General features: G+C 56.5%; 11 protein-coding genes. 5 read left to right on the top strand and 6 right to left on the bottom strand.

Annotation, left to right across the window (positions count from 1 at the left end; translation table 11 throughout):
- Positions 1 to 26: 26 nt before the first annotated feature.
- Both F1C16_RS09150 and F1C16_RS09145 read left to right on the top strand, forming a co-directional pair.
- On the top strand, positions 27 to 1,787 hold the full coding sequence (locus tag F1C16_RS09150; protein WP_185284018.1) for a M14 family metallopeptidase: 1,761 nt from the start codon (positions 27 to 29) through the stop codon (positions 1,785 to 1,787).
- A 66-nt stretch (positions 1,788 to 1,853) separates the two neighbouring features.
- Positions 1,854 to 2,435 carry a hypothetical protein gene (locus tag F1C16_RS09145; protein WP_185284017.1) on the top strand — a complete coding sequence of 194 codons (582 nt, stop codon included), beginning with the start codon at positions 1,854 to 1,856 and terminating at the stop codon, positions 2,433 to 2,435.
- A 14-nt stretch (positions 2,436 to 2,449) separates the two neighbouring features.
- Here F1C16_RS09145 and F1C16_RS09140 read toward each other — a convergent pair whose 3' ends face one another.
- From F1C16_RS09140 to F1C16_RS09115, 6 genes are all read right to left on the bottom strand, one after another.
- Positions 2,450 to 3,253 carry a hypothetical protein gene (locus F1C16_RS09140; RefSeq protein ID WP_185284016.1) on the bottom strand — a complete coding sequence of 268 codons (804 nt, stop codon included), beginning with the start codon at positions 3,251 to 3,253 and terminating at the stop codon, positions 2,450 to 2,452.
- A 135-nt stretch (positions 3,254 to 3,388) separates the two neighbouring features.
- Positions 3,389 to 4,627, bottom strand: coding sequence for a bifunctional 3,4-dihydroxy-2-butanone-4-phosphate synthase/GTP cyclohydrolase II (locus F1C16_RS09135; protein WP_185284015.1), 1,239 nt, complete (start codon positions 4,625 to 4,627; stop codon positions 3,389 to 3,391).
- Positions 4,628 to 4,687: 60 nt separating this feature from the next.
- Entirely contained in the window at positions 4,688 to 5,911 is a 1,224-nt protein-coding gene (locus tag F1C16_RS09130) for a glycosyltransferase (RefSeq protein WP_185284014.1), read from the bottom strand.
- Positions 5,912 to 5,922: 11 nt separating this feature from the next.
- Positions 5,923 to 7,170 carry a glycosyltransferase family 4 protein gene (locus F1C16_RS09125; protein WP_185284013.1) on the bottom strand — a complete coding sequence of 416 codons (1,248 nt, stop codon included), beginning with the start codon at positions 7,168 to 7,170 and terminating at the stop codon, positions 5,923 to 5,925.
- 141 nt (positions 7,171 to 7,311) lie between these two features.
- Complete coding sequence (dnaG, locus tag F1C16_RS09120; protein ID WP_185284012.1) at positions 7,312 to 9,351, bottom strand: DNA primase; 2,040 nt, start codon at positions 9,349 to 9,351, stop codon at positions 7,312 to 7,314.
- A 101-nt stretch (positions 9,352 to 9,452) separates the two neighbouring features.
- Positions 9,453 to 10,106, bottom strand: a complete 654-nt coding sequence (locus F1C16_RS09115) for a head GIN domain-containing protein (RefSeq protein WP_185284011.1) — start codon at positions 10,104 to 10,106, stop codon at positions 9,453 to 9,455.
- 154 nt (positions 10,107 to 10,260) lie between these two features.
- Here F1C16_RS09115 and F1C16_RS09110 point away from each other — a divergent pair, with 154 nt between their 5' ends.
- From F1C16_RS09110 to F1C16_RS09100, 3 genes are all read left to right on the top strand, one after another.
- Complete coding sequence (locus F1C16_RS09110) at positions 10,261 to 11,361, top strand: Mrp/NBP35 family ATP-binding protein (protein WP_185284010.1); 1,101 nt, start codon at positions 10,261 to 10,263, stop codon at positions 11,359 to 11,361.
- A gap of 55 nt (positions 11,362 to 11,416) precedes the next feature.
- A complete protein-coding gene (locus F1C16_RS09105; protein WP_185284009.1) occupies positions 11,417 to 11,752 on the top strand; it encodes a NifU family protein in 336 nt (111 codons plus the stop codon).
- A 227-nt stretch (positions 11,753 to 11,979) separates the two neighbouring features.
- Positions 11,980 to 12,924 carry an ADP-ribosylglycohydrolase family protein gene (locus tag F1C16_RS09100; protein WP_185284008.1) on the top strand — a complete coding sequence of 315 codons (945 nt, stop codon included), beginning with the start codon at positions 11,980 to 11,982 and terminating at the stop codon, positions 12,922 to 12,924.
- Positions 12,925 to 12,968: the final 44 nt, after the last annotated feature.

The raw sequence follows: 12,968 nt of genomic DNA, 5'->3' as shown, positions 1-12,968 counted from the left end.
TTCACGCCGTCACTGATTTCACTTCTATGTTGCCACTGGTTCTTTCCGCGCTGCTTCTCGCGTCTTCACCCGCCACACCGCCCGCCGATTGGAGTACGCCGTTTGAGCGTAGCAGCGGCAACACAACGGCCACGTATGCCCAGTGCATTGCCTACTACCAGCGCCTCGATAAAGCCTACAAGGAAATCACCGTACGCGAAGTTGGCGAGACTGACTCGGGACGGCCGCTGCATGAGGTGGTGATTTCGACGGGCGGTGGCAAGGCCGATCCGGCTACTGCTCGTCGGCAGGGCCACCGAGTAGTGTTGATTCAGAACGGTATTCATCCTGGTGAGCCGGAAGGTATCGACGCAAGCATGATGCTAGCCCGCGACTTGGTACAAAAGCCAGCGTTACGCCAGCTGTTGCGCAATACGACCGTAGTGCTTATACCTATATATAATGTAGGTGGGGCGCTGAATCGCAATAGCACCACGCGCGTGAATCAGAACGGCCCCGAAAGCTATGGTTTTCGGGGCAACGCACGCAACCTCGATCTGAACCGCGACTACGTGAAGCAGGACTCGCGCAACGCCCGCGCCTTTGCGGAGCTGTTTCGCCGTTGGCAGCCCGATATTTTTCTAGACAACCACACGTCTAATGGCGCCGATTATCAGTACACCATGACGCTGATACCAACACAAAAGGACAAGCTACACCCTGCGCTCAGCCAGTATCTGACTGCTCAGTTGCTACCCGCTCTGTACCAAGGCATGGACCAGCGGCAGTGGCCCCTGACGCCCTATGTAGACTTCCTGGGCCGCACGCCCGACGCCCGCGGACTGGTTGGCTTCCTGGAAACGCCGCGGTATTCCACGGGCTACGCGGCGCTGTTCAACACCATCGGCTTTGTAACAGAAACCCACATGCTAAAGGCCTTTGCGCCCCGTGTGCGGGCTACCTACGATTTTATGGCAGTGCTGCTGCAAACTATTCAAGCACAGGATGGTGCCTTAGCACAGGCACGCACTGCGGCTGCACAGCAAATGGCTACGCAGCAAGAGTTTCCACTGGCTTGGCAGCTCGATACTACTCGCGCCGAAACGTTTACGTTTCGTGGTTACCTCGGCCACCTGAAACCAAGCGAAGTGAGTGGGCAGCCACGTCTTTACTATAACCAACAGGAGCCGTACACGAAGCCTATACCCTTCTATAATAGCTTCCGGGCCACTACCACGGTGCGTCGGCCAGCGGCCTACCTTATTCCACAGGCCTGGGGTGAGGTAGTGGAACGGTTGCAGCGGGCTGGGGTGCAGCTTCAGCGTCTGCGCCAAGACACCACCCTAACGGCCGAGTTCTACCACATCGACGATTATAAAACCAGCTCACGACCATATGAAGGGCACTACCTACACTCGCAGGTGCAGGTAACCGCACAGCCACAAACCGTACATTTCCTTCGTGGCGACTACGTAGCCCAACTCAATCAACCAGCAGCCCGGTATTTAGTGGAGATGCTTGAACCACAGGCTACGGATTCCTTTTTTGCATGGGGCTTCTTCGATAGTATCCTACAGCAGAAGGAGCACTTCTCTGATTATGTATTTGAGGATTTAGCGGCTGAGTTACTGCGCCAGCAACCCGAGTTGCGTCAACGCTTGGAAAAGCTCAAAAAAGAAAACGCAGAGTTTGCTTCTAATGGCCAGGCCCAATTGGAATGGGTCTACCGCAACTCTCCTCATTATGAAGCAGCCTACTTACGCTACCCCATAGCACGTTGGCAGGGTAGGGCGCTACTCGTTGACTAGGTAGTAGGAAATTCCTACCTTTCGTTTTTACTTATTCCTGCTAATTCTTATTCCCATAACTACCTTATGAAACAGTGTTTTATTGCAGCTATATGCATGGCTATGCTTGGAGCTACTAGCTGCCAGAAAGCTGATGTCGAGCCAGAAGATACCGCCATTCTGCACGAGAAGCTGCACGGAAAATATAAATTATTGAGTGCCAGTAGTTCCGAAGCGGTAGATAGTAACAACGACGGTTTGTTTTCTACTGACTTATTAGCCGAAGAAGCCTATCTAGCTAACGCAGACGTTGAGATACGTATCCTGAATGCGCAGCAGCAATATACAGGGGGCATTATGGGACATCTCTTCGTGCAGTGGTGGCAGCGGCCGTACGTTAATCCATACAGCACATCTGCGGATAATACCAAGGCCGGATATGTCATGCAGGCCGCGCCCGAAAAGTTTACGTTCGACGCTACTACGCAAACATTCCATTTTACGCCCCGGGAAATCCCGGATCCTGATTGGCCCGCTCCAGTTTCTGTAACGGTAACAGCTAATGAGGAATTGGTTGTTGTCTCAAAGCTACCAGTGTATTCGAGCACAATCGGTGTGCATTTTGTTACAGTTACGGCTCACTATAAACGCTATACAATAGTTACGTAGACTAGAGATTTGTACTAGTTATTGGCAGCAGCAAGTGAGTTTGCATAGTTCACGATATAGGCCAGCTCGCGGGCATTAGTGTACTCCAAATGATTCACCTTCGCATATGCCTCTATTTGGCGCTGCTGTTGACGAAAGGCATTGAGTAAATCCTTTTTAGGATTCCGTAGCGCGATAATACGCCCATCCGGGAGACCCAGATAGAAATCATCTTTGATGTCTGTATAGAATTGCGTTGCGGGAATACCTGCACCGTAGGGATATCCTCCACGGTAGGCACCGTATCCATACGGCGAATTATAATTGGCGGCGCGCTGTACCAACGATTCCCGGCGAAGGAGTAGGGTAGGGCCGTTGCTCAGTTGCTCAAAGAAGCCCGGCGACTTGAAGTCGCTATAGTCATTGCCACGATTCCAACGATACACCCGAAAAATCCGAACTAGGCTAGTATCAGAGCGCTCCTGGCGGCGCCGTAGTGGACGGGTGCTATAAAAAGGATTGCCGTAGTAATAGCCAGCGCGGGCATCGTAAAAGTCGTCGTAGTAATACGGATTACGACGACGGTCAATCTGCTCGCCCTTTACGGCGAAGCTCTGCACGGCTACGGCCGATAGAGTGCGCACCGAGCCATCGCCAAGCTGAATCTGCACTACATCCTCGCGGCGGTTGAGGGTAAGCGGACCCTCTAATGTGTCGCCATCCGCTAATAGAATAGAGCTATCCGTGAATTGCTGAACCAAGCCTTGCTGCTGGGCCTGCGCCGGACCCAGCCACAGCCAGCCTAGTAGGAAAATGAAGAAAGGAGCAGGACTTTTCATAAGCGTAAGCATAGTAAAATCTCACAACAATCTCCGTGTTACCTTCATTCCACAACACGAAGCCGGGTATCCGGTGTTCTTAAACAAGACAGTTTAAGAACACCGGATACCCGGCTATACGACAGGGTAAAGCTACTATTCGGCAGAAGGTGAGCCAGGTTGCTCCGACAGCAGCTGACTCAAAATTGTGTGGCCCAGCTTGTCGCGCTTGGTGGTGAGGTAGCGCTGGTTGTGTTCATTAGGCGCAATTTCAATCGGCACCGTATCTACTACTTCGAGGCCGTACGCAGCCAAACCAGTGCGCTTACGTGGATTGTTGGTGAGCAGGCGCATCTGCGAAATACCCAAATCACGCAGGATGGAAGCGCCTACCCCGTAGTCGCGCTCATCCATCTTAAAGCCTAATTCCAGGTTAGCCTCTACCGTGTCGCGGCCTTGTTCCTGTAGTTTGTAGGCTTTCAGCTTATTAAGCAGGCCGATGCCTCGGCCTTCCTGGTTCATGTAGACGATGATACCCCTACCTTCACGCTCAATCTGCTGCATGGCCTGGTGCAGCTGGGGGCCGCAGTCGCAACGGCAGCTCCCGAAGATGTCGCCGGTAACACAAGAGCTGTGCACACGCACCAGTACCGGCTCGGGGCCAGCAATATCTCCTTTCACCAGCGCCAAGTGCTGGGCGCCAGTGGAGCGCTGGGTGTAGGCAATGAGGTCGAAGTCGCCCCAATCGGTGGGCATCTTCACGGAGATTTCGCGGGTGATGAGGCTTTCCTTTTCAAGACGGTACTTAATGAGGTCCTGCACCGAAATCAATTTCAGATCCCACTTGTCGGCCACTTGGCGCAGCTCCGGCAGGCGGGCCATTTCGCCGTCTTCCCGCAAGATTTCTACCAACACGCCCGCCGGTTCGAAGCCTGCCAAGCGGGCCAGGTCTACGGCGGCTTCGGTGTGACCAGCGCGACGCAGTACGCCTTCTTTGCGGGCTTTCAAAGGGAAAATATGGCCGGGCTTGCCCAGGTCCTCCGGCTTAGTTTCGGGGTCGATGAGGGCTAGAATGGTCTTGCTCCGGTCGGAAGCCGAAATGCCAGTGGTGACGCCGTTCTTGAGCAGGTCGATGCTGACGGTGAAGGGGGTAGCATGCAGGGCCGTGTTGCGGCCTACCATCAAATCCAACTCCAATTCGTTGCAGCGAGCTTCGGTGATGGGCGCGCATACCAACCCGCGGCCGTGGGTGGCCATAAAATTGATAACCTCGGGGGTAGCGCAACGGGCGGCGCAGATAAAATCGCCCTCGTTTTCGCGGTCTTCGTCATCGACAACAACGACTACCTTGCCGGCGCGGATATCGGCAATGGCATCTTCTATGGAATCAAGCATCGGGATAATATTCGAAAAATGAGCAGTCAGCTACTCTACAACCAGTAGCAGGCCGCGAAGTTACGGCGTAGGCGCTGGAGAATCGGCAGGGGAAGTTACCACGTCCGCCGCGGTATGCAGGTGCATGATTTCCTCTAGGCGGGTAGTGGAAGCGCTCCAATTGTAATGAGTGCTTACAAACTGGAGACCTTGCTCGGCGAGGGTAGCGGCCGCTGTGGGGTAGGAGAGAAGCTTTATAATATGTGTGGCCAAGGTAATGGCAGTATCGCCAATTAATACCTGCTCATCGGGAGTGCCGCGCAGTGCCGCATTGGCCAGTGTGGTTGTAACGCAGGGTAGGCGCATTGCCATAGCTTCCAGTAACTTATTCTGTAGGCCAGTGCCTGTGCGCATAGGTGCCACAAACACGCGGGCACTCGCGTAAGCAGTCCGGATATCGGGCAGCCAGCCACTGATGGTGACGCCCTCCGTAGCGAGTGTCTGCACGCGTGCGGTGGGGGTAGTACCCGCAATCAGAAGCCGGGCATGGGGGTGTTGTTGGCGCACTAACGGCAGGATTTCTTCGGCCAGGAATACGGCTGCATCTATGTTTGGCGGGTAGGCCATGTTGCCACAGAATAACAACTCATATTCCTTAGGGGCTTCTGTAGGCTGGAAATACGTGGTGTCGATGCCATTTAGCACTACCCGAATTTGCTGGCGTTGGGGGTGGTCGATGAGCTGGCGGTCTTGGTCAGAGATGATGCTATGTGCGCGAAACCAATCGAAAACCAATGCCTCGTAGCGCCGCAAACGCTGCGCCTCTAGCTGGAGCACAGGGCGTTGCCAGCGCGGCGCCCGTGCCGCCCGGCGCGCTACCCCAGCCGAAAACACATCCATGTAGTCGAGCGTGCAGGGCCACTGCTGGTGATGGGGGCGCAGGTACTCCGCCATCCGAATCAGCTGACAGTACACGTGGTCGGGCCGGAAGGTATGGAGCAGCTGAGTAAGCAGCCGTTGTGCTGTCGCATCCTGAAAATACCCGATTTGCAGGGGTAGGGCAGTAGCCAGCGCAATGGCTAGGCCGCGGGCTATATTGGGGCGGCGCAAGCGGTGCACATGTATGCCACCTGCACAAAAGGAGGCTACCTGTGCGTGGGATGCCGTTGGCACGTCCTCATCGGTGAGAGCCAGCAGGCAGATGGTGTGGCGATGCGCCAGCTCCCGCAACTGATAAAAGGCGCGCAGCTTATCGCCTTTGTCGAGGGGGTAGGGAAAACGAGACAGCAAAACCAGCAGCTTCATACGCCGCAAACTTACGCGCTTTCGCGTAGGCTGCCTAGATTACTATATAATTGCAGGAAACGCTCGATTACCCGGCGGTTGTCGTATAGGCGGGCAATGGTACGTTGAGCTTCATAGCCAATCTGTTGGTAGGGCAGTTCACCTTGGTAGTAGGCCCTCAGCCGCGCCACCCACACTTGCGGCTCATCGCAAAGTAAAATGTCGTGTCCTTCGCGCACAGCAATACCCTCGGAGCCCAGGCCAGTGCTCAGAATACACTTGCCCAGCGCCATACCTTCAATAATCTTGATGCGCATGCCGCCGCCCGAGAGCAGGGGCACCAGCATGAGCTCGTACTGTTGCATGAAGTGAGCCGCCGACTCCACAAAACCATGTACGTGAATATTATCGCGGCCGTGGCGTTGCTGAATGTGTGGTGGAATAGCCCTGCCAGCCAAGTGCAATTCCAACTCGGGAAGTTGTTCGTGCACCTGGGGCCAGATATTAGTCAGAAACCACTCCACACCTTCCCGGTTGGGCAACCATTCGTGGGAGCCAATGATAAATGCTGTACGGGGTTGTGGCTGTATGGTGGGGTCGGGTGCCAGCCGGGTAGCATTCACGCCAGCCGGAATGAAGGCTACGGGTTCGGGGCAGCCTAGCGCCAGCAGGCGACGGCGGTCGGGTTCCGTAATAGCTGCCACGGCGTCGAAACGAGGAAGGTATTGCCGTTCAAACTGCTCTAAGCGTCGGGCCAAGTGGCGTAGGTACCAAGCCTTGGCGAAGTGGTGCTCGCGGCTGGCCAGCATCTGCCAGATAGTATATTCTACGTTGTGCGCACGTAGCACCACTGGCACATGTGGCGCAATACGGCGAATAGTGTCAATATACCACGCCACAAACGTGCCTTCTACCTGCACAATATCAATACTTTCGGTTTGTAGAATATGCGTAAGTTGCTCATCCAGAGATGGATTTACAAAACGCTCTACGGTATAGGGCAGCTTGCTCGTGAGCAGATTGCGTAGGGCATGCGTAGGCCGCATGCGCGTATCAATGGATACTGGTACCAGCCGTACGTTGGGGCCGAGGTGGTCCAGCACGTCGGCGTGCTGGGCGTGCTTGGGTGTATTGGCGGCTAGCACCGTTACGCGGTGCCCTGCCTGTGCCAACCCGGCTACCACATCGTACATGGCAATAGCACCCCCATCGTGGGGTGGGAAAGGAACACGCGGACAAAGTTGCAGGATATGCAAGGTAGAAGAGTAGGATGGGCGCACAAAGCTACAAAGAAGCGAAAGTCCTTCTCGGCCCGAACTCAATCAAATTGTGACATGCCACAAAAGGCCCTGATGTAGTATTCCTTATGGGCTGAGCAACGCCCGAAAAGCGTATGCGAAGCAGGGGAAGTAGCCTTTGCATCAGGCCCGACGTGGAATAACGGTGCCTAAGTGGCTAGCTAGCTCATTATCAAGGCGCTTGTAGAGCATTAGGGCTTCCAGAATCTTATCGACGGCGGCCGGGTCGGTGGCATCGCGCAGCTCTTGTTGCAACTGGTCCAACTCCCGCTGCACGGTTTCTTTTTTCAGGCGCAGCAGGGCGTTGTCGCAGGCAATTTGCAACTGATCCAACTCACGGGGTACGTAAATCTGGTGGGTGCTCCAGTTGGGGCTTAGCTCGTACTTTTCAGTGGCAAGGTCGCTCACCAAGGCCCGAATGTCGCCGCGGCTGTGCTGGATGAAGTGGCGCACGTCGGGCCAACGGCCCTCATTCATCTCTTCCTGGCACAGGTGCAAAAGGTCGGCGTAGATGGGCGTGCGTAGGGGCGTTTCTTCCAGTTGCGCCAGTATGTAGTGAGCCACGGTTACTTCGGGTTGCAGCAGTTGGGGCGCATAGAGTAGTAGTAGGCGCACAATTTCCCGCTCGCACACGGCCAGCACGTCTTCTACCAGCTCTACCTCTTGCGTAGGTGCAGCGCTGCCCAGTTCCTCGGGGGTAGCGCCATACATGAGCATCTCGGCTTCCTCTTCTTCCGAAAGAGGCCGAGCCGGGGCGGCGGGTTGCTGCCGGCCAGGGGTAGGGAGGGCCGGTGAAGCCGGGGCCGGGCTGGCGCCCCCGGCGGCCTTGCCCGAGGCGGTGCGCACCAGCTTGTTGTACTCCGTAATCAGCACTTGCTCATCAATGCTGAACGCGGCGCTGGTCTGCTGCAAAAATACCTGCCGCTTAATGGGGTCGGGTACTTTGGCAATGCTCTGAAGCACGTCGCGGATAGCCTCGGCTTTCTTCACCGGGTCTTGCGCTGCCTCGCGGGCTACTAGTTTGGTTTTGAAGCTGATGAAGTCCTGGCTCTGCTGGTCGAGGTGTTCCTGAAAGCGCTGGTCGCCTACCTTGCGGATGTAGCTGTCGGGGTCGTCGCCGTCGGGGAATAGCACCACGCGCACGTTCAGGCCGCCTTCCAGCAACATGTCTACCCCGCGCAAGGAGGCTTTGATACCGGCCGCGTCGCCATCGTACAGCACTGTTACGTTGTCGGAATAGCGCTTGATGAGGCGAATCTGCCCATCAGTGAGCGAGGTGCCCGACGACGCCACCACGTTCTTGATGCCACCCTGGTGCAGGCTCAGCACGTCGAGGTAGCCTTCTACCAGGTAGCACACTTCCTCCGTCCGGATGGCCTGCCGCGCCTGGTACAGCCCGTAGAGGATGTCCGACTTATGATAAATCTCCGACTCCGGCGAGTTCAGGTACTTGGCCGTCTTGTCGTTGGGTTTGAGCGTGCGCGCCCCAAATCCCACCACGCGCCCCGAAATATTATGAATCGGGAACATCACGCGCCCCCGGAATCGGTCGTAGCGGCGCCCGGTATCCTGGCCCGCGTCGTCGGTGCGGGTCACCACGAGGCCGGTCTTTTCCAGGTACTTGCGGTCGTAGCCGGCCTGCTCGGCAGTTTTTAGTAAGTCGTCCCACTGGTCGAGGGAGTAGCCCAGCTCGAAGGTGGTAATCGTAGTCTGATTGAGGCCGCGCTGGCGCAGGTAGCTCAACCCAATACCCTGGCCCTCATCCGATTTCAGCAGCAGCTTGTGGTAGTGGTCTTTGGCCCAGCTCGAAATGATGTACTGCGAATCCTTCTCGTTCTGCGCTAATTGCTGCTCGGGCGTTTTTTCTTCCTCCTGAACATCAATGCCATACTTCTTGGCCAGATACTTCAGGGCCTCTACGTAGCTGGTGCCCTCAATGTCCATGATGAACTGCACCACGCCGCCGGCCTTGCCGCACCCAAAGCACTTGTACAGTCCCTTGGCCGGCGCCACCGAAAAGCTCGGCGACTTCTCGTAGTGAAACGGGCAGCACGCCCACATATTCTGGCCTTTCTTCTTCAGGGGTACAAAATCTCCTACCACCTCCACAATGTCGGCGTGGTGGATGATCTGATCGACGGTTTCTTTGGGAATGCGGGCCATAGGGAGCAAAGATAACAAGGCTTCGCGGCGGCTCACCCTGAGCCGCCGCGAAGCCTTGTATACGGACGCGTTGCCTGGTGTTCCGGGCGCCGTCCGGCAACTTACTTGCGGTTGTGAATATCGCTGCTACCCGACGCCCGCGACGACAGCCGCACGGCCGACACGTAGGCGTCGCTGCTGCCGCTGGCTTGTACGGTAGCTTGCTCGCTGACTAGCTTGGCGGCGTGGTAGTCGCTGCTACCGCTGATCTGCACCTGCTGGCGCTCTACCTGGCCGGTGAGGTACACGTCGCTGGCACCGGAGGCCTGCACGTTCAGGGTTTTGGCGTTGAGCTGCAAGGTTACGTCGCTGGCGCCGCTGGCTTGAATGGCGAAGTTGTCGGCTGTAAAGGGCGTTCTGCCTTTCACATCGGTGGCGCCGCTCAGTTTCAGGGCCGTCAGGCTGGGACAAGTGACGTAGATTTTCACTCCGTTTTTTTCGTTGTTCAGCAGGTTACGCAGTGTAGCCGTCATACCCTCACTTTCGCGGTAGATGCGCAGTACGCCGTTGCGCACTTCCGTTTTAATGTACGATTGAGCTTCTTCGGGTGCTTCCACTACCACGCTCGTCTGTGGCCCCTGGGTTAAGTAAATAGTGGTGGCCCCGCTAGCCTCCAGTTGGGTGAAAGCAGCGAGCGGACGGTCTTGTTTGCTTTGCGCGGCAGCAAAGCCAGCGAGCAGACCCAGCATCCAGAGGGTGAGTGCGAAAAGTTTCATGGCGAAGAAGGGTGTATAGGTTGGCGATTGAAAGGGTAGATGCGTGGTTGCCGTTTGGGGTTGCCTGAGTTCCGTAAAAAGGTAGGGCGTCACCCGTCGGTAACTTCCGCCCGTGTTTCTGGGTTATCTTTACACCTCGGAAACACTCCTACCTATGGCTATTACTACCGAAGACGTCCTGAAAGCCCTCAGCTACGTCGAAGAACCGGATTTGGGCAAAGACCTCGTGACCCTCAACATGGTGGAGGATGTGCAGGTAGACGGCAAAAATGTGTCGTTCACCGTGGTACTTACTACCCCCGCTTGTCCGCTTAAAGAGCTGATTCACAACGCTTGCGTGCGCGCCGTGCATACTATGGTGGACAAAGACGCGCAGGTGACTGTCAACCTGACCTCGCGCGTGACCACCATGCGCCAGAACCGCGACATCCTGCCCGGCGTGAAGAATATCATTGCCATTGCCTCGGGCAAAGGTGGGGTAGGGAAGAGCACCGTAACGGCCAACCTGGCCCTGGCCCTGGCCCGCACCGGCGCCCGGGTAGGCCTGGTCGACGCCGATATTTCTGGCCCCAGCATGCCCTTGATGTTTGGGGTGGAAGATGCTCGCCCGCACGTTTTCCAGGGTCCGGACGGCCGTAACCTGATTCAGCCCATCGAAAAATTTGGCGTAAAGTTGATGAGCATTGGCTTCCTGGCCCCGGCTGAGTCGGCCATTGTGTGGCGCGGGCCGATGGCCTCGTCGGCGCTCAAGCAGTTCATCACGGAAGTGGATTGGGGCGAGCTGGACTACCTGCTGCTCGACATGCCCCCCGGCACCTCCGACATTCACCTGACCATGGTGCAAACGGTGCCTGTCACTGGCTCGCTCATCGTGACTACGCCGCAAAAAGTGGCGCTGGCCGATGCCGAGAAGGGCTTGCAGATGTTCCGCCTACCCCAAATCAACGTGCCCGTGCTGGGCGTAGTGGAGAACATGGCGTGGTTTACGCCTGCCGAGCTGCCCGACAACAAGTACTTCATCTTTGGTGAAGGTGGCGGCGCGGCCCTGGCCGATAAGCACGGCGTGGCCCTGCTGGGCCAGATTCCGCTGGTGCAGAGCATCCGCGAAAACGGTGACCAGGGTACGCCCGCCATTTTGCAGGAAGGCACTCCGGTGGCCGCTACCTTCGAGCAGTTGGCCGAGGAGCTGGCCCGCCAGGTGAGCATACGCAACGCCGTGGCGCCGCGCACCAACGTGGTGCAAATGAACTCCTAATCCGGTATCCGAATATTTTTTCGAACTTCGCGAACCGCCCACTTGTATATCTAGTATGACGCATACCCCCACCATTGCTGACCATCCGCTGTTGCCGCGCATCGAGCAGGCCCTGGACGGCATCCGTCCCTACCTGGCCGCCGACGGAGGCAACGTACGCGTGTTGGACATCACCGACGACATGGTGTTGCAACTGGAGTTGCTGGGCGCCTGCGGCACCTGCCCCATGTCGCCGATGACGCTGAAAGCCGGCGTGGAAGAATCGGTAAAGAAAGCTGTACCCGAAATCCGTTCCGTACAAGCTATCAACGTTACGCCCATGGCTGAGCAGCCTGCTGGCCAAACCGGCCACCCGCTGCCGCCCACGCCCGTGCCTACCCCGGATTTTTAGCATTTCTGCTACTACCTTATAAAACAGCGCCAGCCTTCTACAAAGAGGGCTGGCGCTGTTTATTTGTAGACTTGCCTCTTCTTCATCTGTCATCCTGAGCGGAGCGAAGGACCTTGTTACGTTGAAACGAGTCTTTGTTGCTAGTATCGTTATAGCGTGAGAAGGTCCTTCGCAAGCTCAGGATGACAGATGAAGAAAAATGCCATAAACGATTTGCAATAAGCGTTATGTTGAAAATATCGACCCTTGAATCTCAAGTAAGAGCAGCTTTATTAGGTCTGGCCGTAGGCGATGCGCTGGGTGTGCCCGTAGAGTTTGAAAGCCGTGCCCGTCGCAGGCTCGACCCAGTAGTAACGATGCGGGCCTACGGTACTCACCACCAGCCTGCTGGTACTTGGTCCGACGATGCCTCCCTGACATTTTGCTTAGCTGAAGCTATTGCTGACGGTTTCACGGTGCAGAAGGTTGCCCAGAATAGTGTCAACTGGTACTACGAAAACTTCTGGACGCCGCACGGCCGCGTGTTCGACATTGGCATCACCACGCGGGAGGCGCTGCAACGGCTGCGCACCAATAAAGACATGCTTTTCGCGGGCGGTACCGACGAATACAGCAACGGCAACGGGGTGCTGATGCGTATTCTGCCGCTGGCGTTCTATCAACCGGAAACGTTACTACAAAACCGCTTCCAGCTGATTTCGGAAGTGTCAGCCATCACACACGGACATGTACGCTCCGCTGTAGCGTGCCTGCTGTACCTGGAAATGGCGGCGCATCTGCGTGCTGGCTCAACGCCCGCTGCGGCCTACCTTGGCCTGTGCAAAGAGGCTCCTGCGCAGCTTCAAGCGTTGCATATTCCAGCTCAGGAGATACAGCGCTTTCAGAATATACTGAGCGGCCGCCTACCCAACTTACCGATACAAGACATCAATAGCGGCGGCTACGTGTTGCATACGCTGGAAGCGGCGCTGTGGTGCCTGTTGCGCCACGAAACGTACGCCGAAACTGTGCTGGCTGCTGTCAACCTCGGCGACGATACCGACACGACGGGTGCCGTTGTGGGCGGTTTAGCTGGTTTGTATTATGGTGAAGCTGCTATTCCCGCTGAGTGGCTACAGGTGCTGGCGCGGCGGGAGGATATCGAAGCTTTGTGCCATCGAATGGCGGTGTAGAATCTCTGTCATCCTGAACGCAGCGAAGGACCTTATCACGCGGG

Source organism: Hymenobacter sp. NBH84 (genome assembly GCF_014217645.1).
GTDB lineage: Bacteria > Bacteroidota > Bacteroidia > Cytophagales > Hymenobacteraceae > Hymenobacter > Hymenobacter profundi.
This window is presented reverse-complemented; position numbering and strand designations above follow the sequence as displayed.

Excerpts from the sequence above, each read along its gene's own strand:
- F1C16_RS09115 (WP_185284011.1), bottom strand. The coding sequence starts at position 10,106 with ATGAAACTTTTCGCACTCACCCTCTGGATGCTGGGTCTGCTCGCTGGC.
- F1C16_RS09110 (WP_185284010.1), top strand. The coding sequence starts at position 10,261 with ATGGCTATTACTACCGAAGACGTCCTGAAAGCCCTCAGCTACGTCGAA.
- F1C16_RS09130 (WP_185284014.1), bottom strand. The coding sequence starts at position 5,911 with ATGAAGCTGCTGGTTTTGCTGTCTCGTTTTCCCTACCCCCTCGACAAA.
- F1C16_RS09100 (WP_185284008.1), top strand. The coding sequence starts at position 11,980 with ATGTTGAAAATATCGACCCTTGAATCTCAAGTAAGAGCAGCTTTATTA.
- dnaG (WP_185284012.1), bottom strand. The coding sequence starts at position 9,351 with ATGGCCCGCATTCCCAAAGAAACCGTCGATCAGATCATCCACCACGCC.
- F1C16_RS09140 (WP_185284016.1), bottom strand. The coding sequence starts at position 3,253 with ATGAAAAGTCCTGCTCCTTTCTTCATTTTCCTACTAGGCTGGCTGTGG.
- F1C16_RS09145 (WP_185284017.1), top strand. The coding sequence starts at position 1,854 with ATGAAACAGTGTTTTATTGCAGCTATATGCATGGCTATGCTTGGAGCT.
- F1C16_RS09135 (WP_185284015.1), bottom strand. The coding sequence starts at position 4,627 with ATGCTTGATTCCATAGAAGATGCCATTGCCGATATCCGCGCCGGCAAG.
- F1C16_RS09105 (WP_185284009.1), top strand. The coding sequence starts at position 11,417 with ATGACGCATACCCCCACCATTGCTGACCATCCGCTGTTGCCGCGCATC.
- F1C16_RS09150 (WP_185284018.1), top strand. The coding sequence starts at position 27 with ATGTTGCCACTGGTTCTTTCCGCGCTGCTTCTCGCGTCTTCACCCGCC.